The following is an 18,440-nucleotide window of genomic DNA, read 5'->3' on the forward strand; positions in this document are numbered from 1 at the left end:
ACGGGCATATGGGCAAGTCCGACAAGCACCTGGAGTTTCTAGGGAAGCCTGTTCCGCACCACCCTGCGGGAGGACTGAGCGGGGGCAAGTGCATCGCCAAGCACGAGCCTCCGTACAAGGAGAACTGCTCCTGCTCCCACCGCTGGCAAGCCTTCGAGAAGGCATTGGAGAAAGCGAGCCAGTACGAAGTGACGGACGAGCAAGTGCGCTCGTCAGGCGACAAACGTTGGGGACTGCTCTTCCGAGGTGGTGCCAAGGCTGTCACCAGGCTGGAGAAACGCGGCGAGACGGTGGCGCTCTCCTCCGAGAACAAGGGCATGTACCGGCACGAAGTCCAGAGGCCGCAAAAAGGAGACTGGGACGTCGCTCGGGGCAAATACAATTTCAAGTGGGACTGCAACAAACCTTACTACCACGAGGCCCATCACGTCGTTCCGGACGCCACGCTGCGCGCTGTGATTCAGAAGGTCTTCTCCAAGAAGCCGGAGTTGGCCATCCGAGTGGCGAGCGAGATGCTCAATGCGCCCTATAACGTCCACCACAAGGACAACATGATCATCCTGCCGATGGATGAGCGCGTGGGCGATCTGCTCCAACTCCCCATCCACCGGGAGACGAAGCAGTGCAATCACACCGCCTATGACATGTACGTCGAGAAAAAGATCGAGACGCGCCTTCGGGCAGCACTCCGAGAGATCATGAAGAAGCATGATGAAGAGCGCGGCGAGCCCCAATACAAGGACCTCGCGAAGGCCATCGAAGAGGTGTCCAGAGCAACTTACGATGAGGTCGCCAACGCCCGGCGCGCCCACGGAGTCACATCCATTGATGAGTTCGGGAAGAAGATGCTCCCGTCCTCCCCCACGAGTTCCCGCTAACCCGTCAAAGAAGAAGACCGACCGTGCGATTCTTTGAACTGGAAACCCTCGGCAATCTGAACGACTCGGAGCTCGGCCTGACCGATGGGCCTCCCGAAGATATGGAGCTGCGCAGCTACTGCATGGCTTTTGGCGACAGCGCCCGCCGCTTCTACCCGAAGGAAGCGAAGGTCTCCCTGCGGGAGGACCACCCCGGCATCAAGCTGTCCTCCCTGTTGGGCAATACAAACAGCTACCTCATCGTCCACTCTGAAATGAAGGAGCTCATCGCGGCGCACTGCCAGGGTGTCGAAGTGGAGTACCTCCCCTTCGATCTGTACGACCACCGTAAGCGCCTCTACAGCCGGGACTACTTCTTCATCAACCCCATCGGTACCCACGACTGCCTGGACCCGGCCGCTAGCGGAGTGAAGATTGGCCCGGAGGGCGGCGTCATCCACGTCGCCCGCTACGTACTCGACCCGAAGAAGAGCGCCAACCTCCCGCCCCTCTTGCGGCCCAAGGAGGAGCCCTCGGTCTACATCGTCTCGGAACCCCTGGCACAGGCACTGAAGGACAAGGGCTTCACCAACGTCTATCTCAAGCCGCTCGAGTTCTCGACCAGCGCGTAGCTTCCTCTGGAGCCCTCGTATACCGCTGGTATTGACAGGACTGGGGATGGTGTCGAGCCTGGGCTGGGGCGTCGTGTCCTCCTGTGCCGCCATCCGCGCGGGGCTCACCCGCCCTCAACCCCTGCACGATGTCTACGTGACCGACCGGGAGTTACTGGGACCCGTGCCGCTCATGGGCCACCCCATCCCCGGGCTGACCGACGGCTTCGGGCCGCTCGGGAGGTGGTTGCAACTGGCCCAGGCCTCCATGGCGGACTTGAGGGAGACGGCCCATCTGCCTCCGACTTCCGACGTCCGATTCTGGAGCCAGACGGGTTGGCTCTTCGTCCTGCCGCACCTGGACCCGGCGCGCTACTTGGAGGTCCAGGACTTCGGGTCCGACCTCATGAAGTCCTCCTGGTTGGAGCGCCTGGGCCAACTCCTGGGCCTGGACTGGCCACGCAGAGCCGTCCATTTCGTCCACGCCGGCCACGCAGGCACCGCCGCAGCCCTTCAGCTCGCGCAGCAGCTCCTCACCGCGCGGCATGTCGAGCGGCTCGTGGTCCTCTCCATGGACTCCTACCTGGATGAAACCAGCCTGGAGTGGCTTCAGATGCACGGGCGGCTGAAGACGCCGGACCGGCCCGTGGGGCTGAAGCCAGGAGAGTCCGCCGCCTGCCTTCTCGTGGAGCTCCCACAGGTTGCCCGCCAGCGGGGAGCCCCAGTGCTCGCGACTATCGAAGCGGTGGCCACCGGCAGTGAGAAGGGCTCGCGCATGGCGGGACAGCCGGGTACGGGGGAGATACTGACACAAGCCCTCGAGCAGGTACTGCCCCAGACGCCGGCTGGAGGTTTCGCGGGAGACCTGATCTCCGACCTGAATGGAGAGGAATGGCGCGCCCGGGCCTGGGGCTTCGTCCAGGTACGATTGCGAGACCGGCTAGGAGAGAGGACACGGCTGCTACTGCCCTGCACGTCACTCGGAGACGTGGGGGCGGCCAGCGGCGCCGTGGGAGTCTGCATGGCCACGCGCGCCTTCGCCCGGAAGTACGCCATGGGAGAGCAGGCGTTGATTGTGTCCAGCGCGGAGCACGGGGAGGTGGGTGCCATCCGCGTCCACGCACCGGGAGGCCAGGCATGAGCAACAAGTTCCTCCCCGTCTTCGTGAGCAACGCCCGCTACGGCAACCAGAAGCTCCTGCTCCGGCTGCTCCAGGGCGGAGGCAGTCCTCAGGAACTCCTCACCTTCTGCCACAACCACCGGCTCATCGGCATCGGCTCGCTCCTGCTGCTGTGTGACACCGAGACGTTCCAGTCCCACCTATACCGCAGCGGCAGGGCATTCCTGGCGCTCGGCGCTCCAGCGGATGGTGCGTGGCCCTTAGCGCTCAGCCGCGCGGCGCCATTCTTCGATGCCTTGGCGGCGTTCGACCTGGAGGGCGCCCGGGAACTGGCCACCCGTGCTCCCCAGTCACGACGGGCGGACAGCGAGTATGAAGAGGACTTCCTCTATGTCCGCTTCCTCATGGACTACTGCCTGCTAGACCAGCCTCAGCAAGAAGCGCGCCAGACCCTCGAGCGCTTCGAGGCGGTCCTCCAGGGCTCCGAGGAGCCGCGGCTCGAGGTGTGCCAGGCCCTGCTCGAGCGTGAGGAGGAGCGCTTCCAGGAAGCACTTCAACGGATGGTGTCGGCGCAATCCCGGAGGTACGCCCATCTGCGCGAGCGGGGACGCCTGACCCAGGAGACCTGGGCCACCGATGCGAAGGTCTGCGTGGAGGGGCTCGCACTGGGCGTTCTGGCGGAGCGCATGGGCCTGCGAATGCCGGGTGAACATCCGAGCCTTCCCGGAGTGGCACGCTGCCACCAAGCCCCTACGGCGCCGCCGGACGCATGGAAGACCGACGACTGACCACTTGAGAACACATGGGTTACGGAGCCGGCGCGCCGAGCCGCCCCAGGGCGGTGCACAGGGGGCACGCGGCCGGGGCGTGGGGCACGTCGCGGCGGTGCAGGTCCAACACCGCGCGGGACACCTCGGCCAGCTCGCGGCGCACCTCGCGGCGGGCGCCCTTCACCCGGGCGATGGAGAGGTTGTCGTAGGCCGTCGTCTGGTGCCGCATCCAGGCGATGACGGCGGCCTCGGCGCGGCGCTCCAGGGGGATGCGCTCGGTGCGGGCCACGGTGCCGCTGCCCACGGGGGTGGCATGGGCCGACACCGCCACGGCCAGCTTCTTCGCCTGGGGCATGAAAACGGGCGCGAAGCAGAGGAAGCGCAGCACGGCGTTGGCGAAATCCACCTCGTATTCGGCCTGCTCGCGCTCGCGGCGGCGCACATCCGCCTCGCGGCGCTTCGCATAGGCGGGGGTGGCGCGCTCGGACTCCAGGGCGGCCCGGGCAGCGGTGATGTGGGTCTCAGGCGCCCATACACCCTGTGAGAAGATTTTGCGGCCCTTCTTCTCCACCACCGTCCAACTGGGGCCGGCGGCCTTCACCCGGCGCGTGAGTCCCGCATCACCCGGGGGCAGCAGGGCCCAGCCCGGGGGCACGGAGAGGATGGAGCCATCGGCCGCGCGCACGCGGCGCGGGTCACTCGTGGGGGAGACGGTGAGGGAGTCGCTCATGTCGGGGGCTGGCGCCTATACCGCATGCGGAGTCAGAGGGGGAAGCGCCCGCGCGTCAACCTCTGGTACATGGGACATGTCGCACGCGCTCGGACGCGGCGCGGGAGGGTCTTCAATCGTGGGCAGCGCCGGCATGTCCATTCTCAGGCTTACCTTCCTCGGCACCTCGGCCGCACAGCCGACGCTGCACCGCAACCTGTCCGGGCTCGCGGTGAAGGCGGATGCGGATCTCCTGCTCTTCGACTGTGGCGAGGGCAGTCAGCGGCAGATGGTGCGCTTCGGCACCGGCTTCACCGTGGATGCCGTCTTCTTCACCCACTTCCACGCGGACCACTACCTGGGAATCATCGGCTTCCTGCGCACGCTCGGAATGATGGGCAGGGACACGCCGGTGCAGCTCTACGGCCCGCCCCCGGCGCGGCGGTTGCTGAATCAGGCGGTGCACCTGGGCGTGGAGACGCTGGCCTTCCCCGTGGAGTTCCACGAGCTGCGCGACGGCGACAAGGTGGAGCGGCGCGGCTACACGGTGCAGGCGGTGGGGGTGGACCATCGCATCAACGCGCTCGGCTACGTGCTGCAGGAGGACGAGCGCCCGGGCAAGTTCAACCTGGAGAAGGCGAAGGCGATGGGGATTCCGTCGGGCCCCATCTACGGCCAGCTCCAGCGGGGCGAGACGGTGACGCTGCCGGACGGCCGTACCATCCGTCCCGACGAGGTGGTGGGAGACACGCGGCCCGGGCGGCGGCTGGTCATCTCCGGCGACACCCGCCCCTGCCAGTCCATGGTGCGCGCGGCGAAGGACGCGGATCTGCTCATCCACGAGTCCACCTTCTCCGACGACGAGCAGGCGCGCGCGCACGAGACGCGGCACTCGACGGCGCGCGAGGCGGCCCAGGTGGCGCGGGACGCGGGCGCCAGGCGGCTCATCCTCACGCACCTGTCCAGCCGTCACGACACCGACCCCTCGCGGCTGCTCGTCCAGGCGCGCGAGGAGTTCAAGGGGCCCGTCGAAGTGGCCTACGACGGGCTCACCGTGGAGCTGCCCCTGCGCGACTGAGCGCGCGGGGCGCTCGCACTACTTGATGGTCTTCTCGGCCTCCTCGCGCAGCGCCTTGGCCCCCTCGGGGTCGATGCGCTGCATCAGCTCCCACTCCATCTCCATGTCGCGCACCATGTTGGTGGTGTCCGTGCCAATCTCACGGCGCTGGCCGGTCTGCGCGTCCATCGGGCCCGGGCCGGACTCGGTGCGGTTCTGCTTGAAGATCTCCACCGAGCTCATGGCCGGAGTCGGCTGCTTGCCGCGCACCAGGTAGCGCACGTAGTTGGTGCCCAGCGTCGAGGGCGCGCCGACCATCTGCCAGTCGGTGCTGATCTCATAGCCGCCCTGGGCCTCGCGCAGCGGCAGCTCCTTCTCCTTGAGCAGCATCCGCACCTGCGGCCACACCTCGGCGATGGGCTTGCGGTAGACGTGCTGGGCCGCCTTGTCCTGGATGTAGACCTCGCGGCGGCTGGCCGTGCAGCCGGTGGCGAGCGTGGTGACGGCGAGCAGCACCAGTGACAGGGACCACGGCGAGCGATTCGACGGCTTCATTTGGTTCTCCCCCACGAGTTGAAAATGAGGAGTGGATTTGAAGCACGGGCCCCCGCTCGCGCCAAGTCACCCGAGGTGAACACTTTCCGGGTGACGACAGCATGCAGCGGGCCTGAAACCCAGCAGCTTGCCTGGAAACCGCCCGGGGAGCCGTGGAGGCGCGGAGTCCGGATAGACTCCCCACCCCATGAAGGACGGGCCCCTCCGCCGTGCCATCAAACGGGTAGCGCTGGTGCGCTACACCATCGACCTGTGGCTCACCCGCCTGGTGCTGAGGGCCCGGGGCGAGCCGCGCTACCGGCTCAAGGGCTCCTGCAATGGCTGCGGCCGGTGCTGCGAGACGCCCGTCATCCCCGTGAGCCGGCCCGTCTTCTTCCTGCGCTCGCTGCGCTGGCTCACCCTGACGTGGCACCGCGTCGTCAACGGCTTCGAGTTCGTGAGCGATGACCGGCGGCTCAAGCTCTTCGTCTTCCGCTGCACCCACTACGACCCGGTGACGAAGCAGTGCGACTCCTACGGCAGCCGCCCGGGCATGTGCCGGGACTACCCGCGCAACCTCGTCTACGAGGCCCTGCCGGAGTTCTTCCCCGAGTGCGGCTACTCGGCCTCGTACAAGAAGGGCGAGCAGATGAGGCAGGCCCTGCTCAAGGCCCACCTCCCGCCGGAGAAGTACGCGGAGCTGGTGCGCAAGCTCCACCTCGACGAGTGAGCCGAAGTCCGTCTCACGCCGGGGGCCGCGGCTCCTCGTGGGACTCCACGCCCCTGCGCCAGCGCGCCTGCTCGTCCGTCATGGCCCGCCCCGCGCAGAAGTGCCCGATGAGATGCGCCGCCACCTTCTCCGGCGCCTCCAGGGGCACGAAGTGGCCCTCCTCGGGCAGGTAGTGCACCTCGGGCTTCCGTTCGAAGTACGGCTCCAGTCCCTGGGTGAGCTGCTTGCGCAGGGCGGCGTCCTTCTCGCCCCAGATGAGCAGGAAGGGCGCGCGGATGCGCGGGTAGGGCCTCGACTCGCGCAGGCGGCGCGGGTCCACGGTGCGGCGGAACATCATGCGGTAGTAGTCGATGGCCGCGCGCGCCGCCTCGCGGCTGGAGAAGTTGGCTTCGTACTCGGCCAGCTTGCCCGGGGGCACCCGCTCCGGGTCCACCATCGCCCGCCGCAACAGCCGCGACACCACGGCCCCACCCCGCGCGGAGAGCAGGAACTCGGGCAGGAAGGGAAGCTGGAAGAAGAAGATGTACCAGGAGCGCACGAGCTGCCCGGGCTTCCAGATTTCCCGTGCCATCCGCTCCGGATGCGGCGCATTGATGACGGCCAGCCGCTCCACCACCTCCGGGTACATGGCCGCCACGTGGTAGGCGATGAGCCCGCCCCAGTCGTGGCCCACGAGGTACACGGGCCTGTCCGGCTGGAGGTGGCGCGCCAGTTGGACGATGTCCTTGGCCAGCGTGTCGAGGTCATACCCCTCCTCGGGCCGGTCCGTGCCGCCATAGCCGCGCAGGTCCGGCGCGACGGCGCGGAAGCCCGCCTCGGCCAGCCGGGGCAGCACCTCGCGCCAGCTCTCGGACAGCTCGGGGAAACCGTGGAGCAGGAGCACCAGCGGCCCATCGGCGGGGCCTGCCTCCAGCACCTGCATGCGCAGACCCGGCAACGGAATGGAGCGAGGAACGATGGGATTCATGCGCACAGAGCTAGGGTCCTCCCCCTCCGCGAGGAAGCGGCCCCGGGGCCGGACGTCAGGCGCCATACACGCGTGACGTGATTTCCCCTCCCCCACCGCTTCGCCGTGGACATCATGGAGCCCCCGATGATTCCCCTCAGCGACGACAACCCCACACTCCGCACCCCGGTCGTCACCTACCTGCTGCTCGCAGCGATCGGCGCCACCTGGGTCTTCGTGCAGGGCGCGGGCCTGAACTCGCTCGCCCTCGTCTCCAGCGTGTGCAACCTCGGGCTCGTCCCGGGAGAGCTCACCGGACTGGCGCCCCTGGGCCTCCGGGTCCCCCTGGGGCAGGGCCTCGCCTGCGTGGTCGACAATGAGGCCATCAACCGTTTCACGCCCGTCACCTCCATGTTCCTCCACGGGAGCTGGGGTCACATCCTGGGCAACTGCCTCTTCTTCTGGGTGTTCGGCAACAACGTCGAGGACAGCATGGGCCGGCTGCGCTTCCTCATCTTCTACCTGGTGTGCGGCCTGGCAGCCGCGGCGGCGCAGGTGGTGATGGACCCCGGCTCGCCCATCCCCATGGTGGGAGCCTCGGGCGCCATCTCCGGCATCATGGGCGCCTATCTCATCCTCTACCCGCGCGTGCGGGTGAACATGCTCTTCATCATCTTCATCATCATCCGCATCATCCCCCTGCCCGCCTGGGCGGTGCTGCTGTGGTGGTTCGGCGTGCAGATCCTCACCGGCCTGCCCCAGCTCAACCAGCTCGAGTCCCAGGGAGGGGTCGCGGTGTGGGCCCACGTGGGTGGCTTCATCGCGGGGGTGGTGTTGATCAAACTCTTCGAGAACCGGGCGCTCACCTCCCAACGCACCGGATGGCGGCACCGGCTGCATCCAGACCACCCGTGATTATTCAAAGCGGCGTCGGGAAGAGCCGCGCTCGGGCGTCGGTTGGCGGGCGCGTCAGGGGCATGAGGTTTGCTCCATGACGCGATGGGGCTTCGAACCGCGGCCCGGGGGACTCGCTTCCCTCGGAAGCCGCTCATGAGGGTGTGGCACGATGCGTTGGGGGCGGCAGTTCCGGTCTTGCATTCCGCGGCCCCCGGCCTTCGTGCTGGGGCTGCTGGCCATGATGCTGCTGGACTCGCCCCGGGGCGCGTCCGCGCAGTCCGAGACGGATCCCTTGCTTCCCCAAGGGCTCACGCTGCGTGTGCCTCCGCTCCAGACGGTGAACGAGGAGGAGGCGCTGCGCGTCACGGTGCAGGTGGAGGGAGCGAGGGGGCTCGCCCGCGTCTTCGCCGACGGGCTGCCGCCGGGCGCGCACTGGGATGAGGCCGCTCGCACGCTCACCTTCCAGCCGGACTTCATCCAGGGCGGGTGGCGCCACGAGGTGCGGTTCACCGCGCGGGACAGCCAGGGCACGGCCGAGGCGCGGATGACGATCGCCGTGCGCGACACCGTGCGCCCGCCCGAGCCGCGCATCATCCAGAGCGAGGAGCTGCACGGCACGCTGCGGCTGACGGTGGAGCAGCCCACGGACGAGTGGCTGGACAGCCCCGGGTACGCCGGGCGCACCTTCCCCGCGGTGGTGTCGGTGCCGCTGGCGGCCTCGGCCGGCTACCCCATGCCGGTGACGGTGCGGCTGCACGGCGTGGGCAACTGGCCGCCCCAGCCGCAGGTGTCCCCGGACCGCTTCGTCATCGAGCCGAGTGATCCGGACCTCACGTACTGGTGGGGTTACGCCGAGAGCCTGCCGCGGAGCCAGTCGCTGGCGAGCGCCGTGCCGCCGTACACCGCGCGCCGGGTGCTGGCGCTGCTGGAGTGGGTGCTGCGCAGCCACCCGGGCGCGGACCCCGAGCGCGTCTTCGTGGAGGGAGACTCCATGGGCGGCGCGGGCGCGCTGGCGCTCGGCCTGCTGGAGTCGCGGCACTTCGCGGGGGTGTTCGCCAAACACGCGCAGCCGGTGGCGCGGGCCCACCGTCCCTGGCGGCTGGCGCAGCTCTCCTCGCTGTGGGGCATGCCCGAGGAGGAGCTGCCGGACGCGGACGGCCTGGGCGTGTGGAGCCGGCTGGACCTGACGCGCGCCCTGCGCGACGAGCCCGGCGCCCGCTCGCAGTTCCTCTTCCTGGAGCACGGCAAGGACGACCCCATCATCCACTTCGGCTCCGTGGTGGGGCCCAGCAGCCTCACCGGCGTGTCCTTCTACGAAATGCTCCAGGCCCAGCACATCGGCCACGTCGCCGTCTGGGACGAGGGCGGACACGTGGAGACGGACCCGTGGCTGGGCCCTCGCTGGTGGGACCGGGGCTGGAATCCGCGCGCGGACGCGCAGACGCTGCTGCGGCGCGACCTGGCCTTCCCCGCCTTCAGCCGCTCCTCGTGGGATGGAAACCCCGGCACCGGCGGCAACGGGCGCCAGCCCTGGCGCAACGACTCCGGCTACGCGGGAGACCCGAAGGTGGCCGGAGACACGGGCTGGGATGGAGACGTGGCGGGCATGCTCAACCGCTCGCTGCGCTGGGACACCCGCCACCTCGTGGACACGCACAGGCGCTTCGCGCTGCCGCTGCGCGCGGTGATCGGCCCCGGCGTCACCGACTCGCCCGTGGTGGACGTGACGCCCCGGCGCGTGCAGCGCTTCCGCTGCCTGCCCGGCGAGCGCATCCGCTGGACCTTCGGAAAGGCCAGCGGCACCGTCACCGCCGCCGCGGATGGCACCGTCACCGTGCCCCGCCTGCGCCTGGGCGCGGACTGGACGCAGCTCGTGCTCGAGCGCGGCTGAGCGGCTGAGCGGCTTCCCCCTCCTCCGGGACAGAACACCTCCCCCCGGCCCGGCTTGACTACAACCGTAGTCACCGCTACCTTGCTTCGTGACGACACTTGTAGTCACGCGGGTGAGGGGCATGAAGAAGCCGGTGGGAGAGCAGGAGTTGGTGGTGCTGCGCTGGGTGGCCGAGCACGGCCCCGCCACCGTGGGCGAGGTGGCGGAGAAGTTCGGCGAGCCGCAGGGGCTGGCGCGCTCCACCATCCTCACGGTGATGGAGCGGCTGCGCACCAAGGGGCACCTCACGCGGCGCAAGGTGGAGGGCGTCTACCAGTACAGCTCGAGCGTGCCGTTGGCGGAGCTGCTGCGGGGCGTGGTGGGGGACTTCGTGCAGAAGTCGTTGGCGGGCTCGCTGTCGCCCTTCGCCACGTGGCTGTCCCAGGCCGACGAGGTCAGTGACGAGGAGCTGCGGCAGTTGGAGGAGGCCGTCGCCCGGCTCAAGTCGAAGAAGGAGGGGGAGGAATGAGCGCCCTGGAGCCGCATGCGGTGATGGAGCACGGGCTGGGGGTGCTGCGGACGCTGTGGCAGGTGACGTGGCAGGGAGCGCTCTGCGCGTTGGCCGTGTGGGCGCTCACGCGGCTGATGCCGAAGCTGCCCGCGTCCGTGCGCACCACCCTGTGGTGGTTCGTGGCCCTCAAGTGCCTGGTGGGCCTGTGCGCGCTCAGCCCGGTGCGCCTGCCCCTGCTGCCCGCGCCCGTGGCGCCCGTGGCCCTCGTGAGGACGGGGGCTCCCCCCGTGGCCCCCGGCGAGCCCACTCCGGTGGTGCACGCAGCGGAGCCCACCGGGGCGCGCACGGACTGGCGGCCCCTGTTGCTGGGCGCCCTGGTGCTGTGGCTCGGAGGCCTCGGGTGGCAGGGCCGCGAGCTGCTCCGGGGGCTCGTGCAGCTTCGCCGCATCCGGCGGGAGGCCCGGCCCGTGGAGGATGCCTCGCTGCACCAGGCCGCGGAGGAGCTTGGACGCGAGCTGGGCCTCGCACGCCTTCCCCCGTTGCTCGTCTCCGAGCATGCGCCGAGCCCGCTCGCGCTCGGCCTGCTGCGCCCGGAGATCATCCTCCCGCGCCGCGCACTGGAGACCCTGTCGCCCCTGGAGCAGCGCATGGCCCTGGCGCACGAGCTCGCCCACGTGCGGCGCGGAGACCTGTGGCTCGGCTGGGTGCCGGCGCTCGCGCGGGTGGCGCTCTTCTTCCATCCACTCGTGCGGCGGGCGTGCCAGGAGTACGCGCTCGCCCGGGAGGAGGCCTGTGATGCCGCCGCGCTCCAGGCCACCGGTGCCGAGCCCCACGAGTACGGGCGGCTCCTTCTCGTCTTTGGTGTCGCCCGCGCTCCGGCTGCCGCGGCGGTGCCCGGTGCCTCGTCACATCTCGCAGCCCTGAAACGGAGGATCGCCATGCTGGAACACGCCGGTACCGATTCGAAGCACCGCCATCGTTGGATTCGCTGGACCCTGGGAGGCTTCGCCGTGGTGGCGCTCGTGCCCTTCCAGGTGGTGGCCCGGGAAGCCCCCGCCGCGCCCCAGGCCGTCGTCGTGGCGCAAGCGGCCCCGAGCGCACCCCAGGGGAACCTCCACGAGGAGATGGACGACGACATGTTCGCCTATGTCCTCCTGAGCGGCCCCAACAACGACTCGACGATGTCCGGCTCGATGCGGGACCTGCGGCGGGCCCGCTCCCTGGCGGGCAATGGGACGTGGCCCGTCCTCTATATGCGCCGGGATGAGCAGGAGTACCTCATCCGGGACGCGGCGACGCTGAAGGCCTTCGAGAGCGCCTTCGCCCCCGTGAAGGCGATCGGCGAGAAGCAGTCGGAGATTGGCGACAAGTTGGGTGAGCTCGGCGGCAAGATGAGTGAACTCGGCGGCAAGCAGGGCGAGCTCGGCGGCGAGCAGGGCGAGCTCGGCGGGAGGATGGGCGAGCTCGGCGGGAGGATGGGCGAGTTCGGCTCGAAGATGGGGGAGCTCGCGCGGAAGGAGGCGGAGCTCTCGCGCGCGCAGGACCGTTACGAGCAGGAGCACGGCAAGGAGTCCCCGGAGCTCGCCCGGCAGCTCGCGCAACTGGAGCGCGAGGAGGAAGCCCTCGACAAGCAGATGGATGAGCTTGGCCGGCAGATGGATGAGATCGGCCGCGAGATGGACAAGTACAGCGCGCCCATGGAGGAACTGGGCCGCGAGATGGAGAAGTACAGCGCGCCCATGGACGAGCTGGGCCGGCAGATGGAGGCGCTCGGCGAGCAGATGGAGAAGGCCCACCACGAGGCCCGGAAGAAGGCGCTCGCCCTGCTGGATGACGCGGTGCGGAAGGGAGTCGCCGAGCCGGTGAAGCGCTAACCCGTCTCACGAATTTTCCCACTCGCGCGCGAGTGCGCCAGAGTGCGCCGCCACCGACCCCGGCAACCGGGGCAGTCCGAAAGGTGTGCGATGCACGGCATGAAGTCTCTCCTTGGCGCGGTGCTCCTCGTCGTGAGCGTGGCCGGTTGTGCCCGGCGTGCTCCGGAGGCGCAGCAGACCCCTTCTTCTTCCACCACCACCGTGTATGTGGCGCGGCGCGTGCGGACGCTCGATGCGGAGCGGCCCATGGCCGAAGCGCTCTCCGTGCGCGCGGGGAAGGTGCTCGCGGTGGGCACCCGGGACGAGGTGCTCGCCGCGGCGGGAGCGGACGCGCGGGTGGTGGACCTGGGAGACGCGACGGTGGTGCCCGGCCTCACCGATGCACACGGGCACCTGTCGGGCCTCGGCGCCAGTCTCGCCGGGGTGCAGTTGCAGGGCACGGCCTCGCGTGACGAGGTGCTGTCACGCGTGGCCTCCGCTCCCGCCACGGCCCGGCAGGGGGACTGGCTGCTCGGCCAGGGGTGGGATCAGAACGACTGGCCCGAGAAGAGCTTCCCCGGCCGGGCGGAGCTGGACGCGAAGTATCCGAACACGCCCGTGGTGCTCGATCGCATCGACGGCCACGCGATGTGGGTGAATGGCGAGGCCCTGCGGCGCGCGAAGATTACGAAGGACACGCCGGACCCGGAGGGAGGCCGCATCCTGCGCGGCCCCGACGGTGAGCCCACGGGCATCCTCGTGGACAACGCGATGAACCTGGTGGGGGCGGTGATTCCGCCGCCCACGGACGCGCAGTTGGAGGCGCGGCTCGCCGCGGCGCTCGCGCGCTGCGCGGAGGTGGGGCTGACGGGCGTGCACGACGCGGGCATGGACCTGCGCACCTTCCGGCTGCTGCAGCGCTGGGACAAGGAGGGCCGGCTGCCGCTGCGCGTCTACGTGATGGCCGAGGGCCAGGGAGCGGACCGCGAGACGTACCTGAAAGAGGGCCCCTTCCAGGGCCGGATGCTGACGCTGCGCTCGGTGAAGCTGCTCGTGGACGGGGCGCTGGGGAGCCGGGGCGCGGCGCTGCACGCGCCGTACAGCGACGAGCCGGGCCACCGCGGGCTGCTGGTGCTCTCGCCCGAGGACTACGAGGCGCGGGTGAAGGCCTTCATGGAGCGCGGCTTCCAGGTGTCCACGCACGCGATTGGAGACCGGGCGAACACGCTGGTGCTGGACACGCTGCTGCGCCAGGCCGAGGCCACGGGGACGCGCCACCTGCGGCACCGGGTGGAGCACGCGCAGGTGATGCGGCAGGAAGACATCGTCCGGATGGGAAAGAACGGCTTCGTGGCGAGCATGCAGCCCACGCACGCGACGAGCGACATGCCGTGGGCGGAAGCGCGCGTGGGGCCCGAGCGCATCCAGGGCGCGTACGCGTGGCGCAAGCTGAAGGAGGCGGGGGCGCCGCTGGCGTTCGGCAGTGACTTCCCGGTGGAGCGTCCGGACGTGCTGCTCGGGCTGTACGCGGCGCGCACGCGGCAGGACGCCGAGGGCCAGCCCCCGGGCGGGTGGTACCCCGCGCAGCGGCTGAGCGGCGAGGAGACCCTGGAGGCCTTCACGGTGGGCGCGGCCCAGGCGGCCTTCGCGGAGAACGAGCGGGGCCGGCTGAAGCCGGGCATGGACGCGGACTTCGTCGCGTTCTCGGTGGACCCGGTGGATGCACCCCCGGCCGAGCTGCTCACGGCCCAGGTGAAGCTCACCGTGGTGGCCGGCGCCGAGATCCACGCGGCCCGCTGAGCCCCCGGCATCGACGTGTCGAAGAGGGCGTTCGACATGTCGACGCCCTCCTCTCACGGCCCACCTCCCCGGCGTACAGGGTCCTGGCGTACCCCTTGCTGAGGCCGGGGGGAGCTTCACCCGCCGGGAGGAGGTTGTAAGATGCGCTCTCACACAGAGAGGTCTTTCGTGAGTGATGCGTTCGACTCGGAGCTGCGCATGGCCGTGGCCGAGGGCCTTCTCACCCGGGAGGAGGCGGAGTCCCTGCGCGAGGAAGCGCTCCGCCTGGGACGCCCTCCGCTGGAGCTGCTCGTGGAGCGGGGGCGGCTCTCCGAGGACTCACTCGCCTCGCTGCGCAAGGAGAGCCAGGAGCAGACCGGGCCCACGCAGAACCCGGCGGACGACACCATCACGGTGCAGCGTCCCTCGCGCGAGCTCCCCGTCCTGGCGGCCACGGACTTCCCGGTGCCCGGCTGGGAGCGCTACCAGTTCATGCGCCTGCTCGGCCAGGGCGGCATGGGCCAGGTCTTCCTCGCGCATGATCCGCGGTTGCGCCGCGACGTGGCCCTCAAGTTCGTGCGGGGCGACGACCCCGACGCCGCGCGCCGCTTCGTCTTCGAGGCCCGGGCGCAGGCCCGCGTGGTGCACGAGCGCGTGTGTCAGGTGTACGAGGTCGGCGAGGTCCAGGGAAAGCCCTTCATCGCCATGCAGTACATCGACGGGCTGCCGTTGAACCATTTCGTCAAGCTCACCCCCGAGCAGAAGGCGATGGTGCTCCGGGACGCCGCCGAGGGCGTGCATGCGGCCCACCGCGTGGGGCTCGTCCACCGGGACCTCAAGCCCTCCAACATCATGGTGGAGCGCACCCAGGACGGGAGCCTCAAGCCCTATGTCATGGACTTCGGGCTGGCGCGCGATTGGAAGGAGGGCGTGACGGCCTCGGGCTCGGTGCTGGGCACGCCCCACTACATGGCGCCCGAGCAGGCCCGCGGCGAGGTGACGCGGCTGGACAGGCGCGCGGACGTCTACAGCCTGGGCGCCACGCTCTACCACCTGCTGACCGGCACCTACCCGGTCCAGGGCAGCAACCACCTGGAGGTGCTGAGCAACATTCCCTCCGTGGAGCCCCGGCCGCCGCGGGCGCTCGACAAGGACATTCCAGCGGACCTGGAGGCCATCGTCCTCAAGTGCCTGGAGAAGGAGCGCTCGGCCCGCTACGACTCGGCGCGCGCCCTGGCCGAGGACCTGGACCGTTTCCTCAATGGCGAGCCGGTGCGGGCACGTTCCGCCGGGCTCTGGTACCGGCTGCGCAAGAAGGCCCGCAGGCACCGGGCCGCCGTGGCCATGGGCTCGGTGGCGCTCGCCCTGGTGACGCTCGCCGTGGGCCATGCCCTGCTGACCCGCCGCGAGGCCACCCAGCGTGAGCAACAGGTGCGCCGCTTCACCGCGAAGGTGAAGGACATCGAGGGCCGCGAGCTGATCTCCCACCTGTCGCCGCCGCACGACATCCGCGCGGACCACGCGGCCATCCAGGCGTGGACGCAGGAGCTGGAGACCTGGCTGCGCGAGGCCGGTGAGCAGGGCCAGGGGCCGGGCCACTACGCCCTCGGGCAGGGCTACCTCTCCCTGGGGAACAAGGAGAAGGCCCGCGAGCACCTGGAGACGGCGTGGAAGCTGGGCTACCAGGAGTCCCACGCCGCCTATGCGCTGGTGCAGGTGCTGGGGCAGCTCTACCAGGAGCGGCTCCTGGAGGTGGAGCACCAGTTCCAGCAGCAGCGGGGGAAGGCCGAGCCCGGCGACACCTCGCCCCAGCACTGGCGCGAGCAACACAAGCAGCGGCTCGAACAGGAGCTGCTCGAGCCCGCGCGCACCCATCTCCGCGCCCTCCAGCAGCGGCGGGACGCACCGGTGCCGCACGTCTATGTGGAGGCGCTCCTCTCCTTCTATGAGGGCCACCTCGACGAGGCGCTGATGCGCCTGGAGCTGCTGGGCGAGGGACCCTCCTGGTTCTACGCGGCACCCCGGCTGCAGGGAGACATCTTCCTGGCACTGGCCACCCGGCACTGGGACCAGGGCGACTACCCGCGGGCCCGGGCCGCCTTCGCCGACGGCCGCCGTGCCTATCAGCGGGCCGCGGACATCGCCCGGAGCGACCCGTCCCTCCATCACGCCATGGCGCAGCTCGAGCGGGCCTCGGTGGAGATGGAGTACTACAGCCACGGAGACATCCAGCCGCACGTCGAGCGCGGCCTCCAGGCCGTGGAACGGGCGCTCACGGTGGCGCCCCACCACTACCCCACCCGGGTCCTCGAGGCGCAGCTCTACCGCCGGCTCGCGACGTACCGGGCTCCCCAGGGCGCGCAGGTCCAACCGCCTCTGGTGTACCTGGACAAGGCCCTCGCGGCGGCACGGGCCGCCCTCGCGCTCGAGCCCCACCGGCCCGAGGCGAAGCTGGAGCTGGGCCGGCTCTTCTGGCAGTGGGGGCAGCTCCTCAAGGAGCGCCGGGAGGATCCACGCGAGAAGCTGCGCGAGGCCATCGACGCCATCGCGGGGCTCGCGCCGGAAGGCCGCGACGGCCATGACGTCTCCATGCTGCGCGGCCTCGTCTACAAGACGTGGGCGGACTACGAGCAGCTCACGGACAAGGATCCACTGCCCAGGGTGGACAAGGTCATCGAGTCCTACCGGAAGGCCATCGAGCTGGACGGGAAAGAGGTCCCCGCGTGGGTGGGCCTCGCCAGCGCGTATCTCATGCGCGCCCTGCTCCCGAACAGCCCGGCGCCGGAGGGAGACCTGGATGAGGCCTTGAAAACCGTCCACCAGGCGCAGGCACTCAATCCCCACTACGTCCTCCCCTACACCTACGAGGCGCGGGCCTACACGCACCTGGCGCGCAGGCGCGGGGAGCAGGGCGGGGATGGCCGCCCCGAGTTGAAGAAGTCCATCGAGCAGTACCGCAAGGGACTCGCCATCAACGGAGAGCTTCCGTACCTCCACGCCAACATGGGGTTGAGCCTGATCGATCTGGCGGGCGAGGAGTGGAATCAGGGGGGAGATCCCCTGCCCTCGCTGGAACAGGCCCGGGAGCCGCTCGAGAAGGCCGTCCAGCTCACGCCGGAGCGGTTCTCCGCCCACCACAACCTGGGTTGGCTGCATCTGCGGCACGCCGAGCTCCTGCATGCCCTGGGACGAGCGCCCGGCCCGAGCGTGAGCGCCGCCGAGCAGTCCTTCCGGCGGGCCCTCGAGCTGACGGACAACGTCTCCACCCGCATCCACCTGGGGAGGCTCTACTACACCCTGGCGGCGTCCGAGCTCGCGCAGGGGCGCGACCCCCAGCGGAGTCTGCGGCTCGCCGCGAAGGAGCTCGGCCACCCGCGCGTGCTCGAGTCCAGGGACTTCGAGGGCCCGTTGTTCCGCGCCCGGGTCCTCGAGCTTCCAGACCCGGTGGAAGCTCCGGAAGGGACAGGCCCGCGGCGAGGACTTCCAGGAAGCGGAGCGGAGCTTCCTCCAGGCCCTGGCCCTGCGCCCCGGGAATCAGGACACGCTGCTGGCCCTCGGCCACCTCTACCGGGAATGGGCCACCTGGAAGAAGGAGCGGGGACTGGAGTCCGGCGTGGAGCTGAAGCAGGGACTCCATCGGGCCGAGGAGCTGCTGAAGCGGCGCGCTCACTGGCCGGAGGCGCTCGTCCTGCGTGCCAACCTCCTCGTCCTCCAGGCGGAGGCTTCAGCCCCACCGGAACAGCACGAACAAAAGCGCCAGGCCCGGGAAGATCTCACCCGGGCCCTGGCGGCCAACCCTCATCTCAAACGCGGCTGGGAACACCTGCTGCCGCGCGTGCGCCCCCCGTTGGACGCGCGGCGCTGAGCCCTCGCGTCACGACGAGGCGGTAGAGACGGCGCCCGGGGGCGGGCACTCGGGAATCCCGTCCACCACGCACTCGGGCAGCGCCTGCTGCGTGGGCTCACCGGACTTCTTCATCGTCTTCTTCTGGGGCTGCATCGGCGTCAGCATCCACTTCTTGTTGTCGTTCGACATGCTCTTCCCCCTCCTGAATTTCGAGCTGCAACAATCTCCGGGAACCGCCGAGGGCTGGAAGGAGCCGCCCCCCTCGCTGCCCGTCTCCTTCCAGCCTCGGATACGGACTGGCTAGAGCAACGGGCGTGCCGCCCCGGCGGAGGCCCCAAGGCCCGTTTTT

16 protein-coding genes are annotated in these 18,440 nt (G+C 69.8%); 12 read left to right on the plus strand and 4 right to left on the minus strand.

All coding sequences use genetic code 11. The annotated features are described in order from the left end of the window. The first annotated feature begins 8 nt into the window (after positions 1-8). From ACN28I_RS24780 to ACN28I_RS24795, 4 genes are read left to right on the plus strand one after another with little or no spacing between them, the layout of a single operon-like run. On the plus strand, positions 9-878 hold the full coding sequence (locus ACN28I_RS24780) for an AHH domain-containing protein (RefSeq protein ID WP_420944410.1): 870 nt from the start codon (positions 9-11) through the stop codon (positions 876-878). A 23-nt stretch (positions 879-901) separates the two neighbouring features. Next, positions 902-1,489, plus strand: coding sequence for a hypothetical protein (locus ACN28I_RS24785; RefSeq protein WP_420944411.1), 588 nt, complete (start codon positions 902-904; stop codon positions 1,487-1,489). Between the two features lie 46 nt (positions 1,490-1,535). Beyond that, the gene (locus ACN28I_RS24790; RefSeq protein ID WP_420944412.1) at positions 1,536-2,609 is read left to right on the plus strand and encodes a hypothetical protein; all 1,074 of its coding nucleotides are present in this window, start codon (positions 1,536-1,538) and stop codon (positions 2,607-2,609) included. Beyond that, positions 2,606-3,376 carry an Imm49 family immunity protein gene (locus ACN28I_RS24795; protein ID WP_420944413.1) on the plus strand — a complete coding sequence of 257 codons (771 nt, stop codon included), beginning with the start codon at positions 2,606-2,608 and terminating at the stop codon, positions 3,374-3,376. The genes ACN28I_RS24790 and ACN28I_RS24795 overlap by 4 nt, the downstream gene beginning before the upstream one ends. Before the next feature lie 19 nt (positions 3,377-3,395). On the opposite strand, the gene ACN28I_RS24800 is transcribed toward ACN28I_RS24795, so the two are convergent. Further along, positions 3,396-4,088 (minus strand): DUF2293 domain-containing protein, encoded by a 693-nt coding sequence (locus ACN28I_RS24800; RefSeq protein WP_420944414.1) that lies wholly within the window; start codon positions 4,086-4,088, stop codon positions 3,396-3,398. Between the two features lie 133 nt (positions 4,089-4,221). Between ACN28I_RS24800 and rnz the strand changes: the two genes are divergently transcribed. Beyond that, complete coding sequence (rnz, locus tag ACN28I_RS24805) at positions 4,222-5,145, plus strand: ribonuclease Z (RefSeq protein ID WP_420944415.1); 924 nt, start codon at positions 4,222-4,224, stop codon at positions 5,143-5,145. Between the two features lie 18 nt (positions 5,146-5,163). Here the strand turns inward: rnz and ACN28I_RS24810 are convergent, their stop codons facing one another. Beyond that, entirely contained in the window at positions 5,164-5,679 is a 516-nt protein-coding gene (locus ACN28I_RS24810; protein ID WP_420944416.1) for a hypothetical protein, read from the minus strand. 187 nt (positions 5,680-5,866) lie between these two features. Between ACN28I_RS24810 and ACN28I_RS24815 the strand changes: the two genes are divergently transcribed. Continuing rightward, a complete protein-coding gene (locus ACN28I_RS24815) occupies positions 5,867-6,388 on the plus strand; it encodes a YkgJ family cysteine cluster protein (protein ID WP_420944417.1) in 522 nt (173 codons plus the stop codon). A gap of 13 nt (positions 6,389-6,401) precedes the next feature. On the opposite strand, the gene ACN28I_RS24820 is transcribed toward ACN28I_RS24815, so the two are convergent. Then, on the minus strand, positions 6,402-7,355 hold the full coding sequence (locus tag ACN28I_RS24820) for an alpha/beta fold hydrolase (protein ID WP_420944418.1): 954 nt from the start codon (positions 7,353-7,355) through the stop codon (positions 6,402-6,404). A 126-nt stretch (positions 7,356-7,481) separates the two neighbouring features. Between ACN28I_RS24820 and ACN28I_RS24825 the strand changes: the two genes are divergently transcribed. From ACN28I_RS24825 to ACN28I_RS24850, 6 genes are all read left to right on the plus strand, one after another. Further along, positions 7,482-8,249, plus strand: a complete 768-nt coding sequence (locus ACN28I_RS24825) for a rhomboid family intramembrane serine protease (RefSeq protein ID WP_420944419.1) — start codon at positions 7,482-7,484, stop codon at positions 8,247-8,249. A gap of 151 nt (positions 8,250-8,400) precedes the next feature. After that, positions 8,401-10,122 carry a hypothetical protein gene (locus ACN28I_RS24830; protein ID WP_420944420.1) on the plus strand — a complete coding sequence of 574 codons (1,722 nt, stop codon included), beginning with the start codon at positions 8,401-8,403 and terminating at the stop codon, positions 10,120-10,122. Between the two features lie 121 nt (positions 10,123-10,243). Continuing rightward, positions 10,244-10,630: a BlaI/MecI/CopY family transcriptional regulator gene (locus ACN28I_RS24835; RefSeq protein WP_420944421.1), complete on the plus strand. Its 387-nt coding sequence runs from the start codon at positions 10,244-10,246 to the stop codon at positions 10,628-10,630. Continuing rightward, a complete protein-coding gene (locus tag ACN28I_RS24840) occupies positions 10,627-12,486 on the plus strand; it encodes a M56 family metallopeptidase (protein WP_420944422.1) in 1,860 nt (619 codons plus the stop codon). The genes ACN28I_RS24835 and ACN28I_RS24840 overlap by 4 nt, the downstream gene beginning before the upstream one ends. A gap of 90 nt (positions 12,487-12,576) precedes the next feature. Then, a complete protein-coding gene (locus tag ACN28I_RS24845) occupies positions 12,577-14,265 on the plus strand; it encodes an amidohydrolase (RefSeq protein ID WP_420944423.1) in 1,689 nt (562 codons plus the stop codon). 168 nt (positions 14,266-14,433) lie between these two features. Then, a complete protein-coding gene (locus tag ACN28I_RS24850) occupies positions 14,434-18,135 on the plus strand; it encodes a protein kinase domain-containing protein (RefSeq protein WP_420944424.1) in 3,702 nt (1,233 codons plus the stop codon). Here ACN28I_RS24850 and ACN28I_RS24855 read toward each other — a convergent pair. Continuing rightward, complete coding sequence (locus ACN28I_RS24855; protein WP_420944425.1) at positions 18,119-18,280, minus strand: hypothetical protein; 162 nt, start codon at positions 18,278-18,280, stop codon at positions 18,119-18,121. The two genes, ACN28I_RS24850 and ACN28I_RS24855, sit on opposite strands and share 17 nt — an antisense overlap. Between the last annotated feature and the right edge of the window lie 160 nt (positions 18,281-18,440).

Source organism: Archangium gephyra (assembly GCF_049060025.1).
Lineage (GTDB): Bacteria > Myxococcota > Myxococcia > Myxococcales > Myxococcaceae > Archangium > Archangium gephyra_A.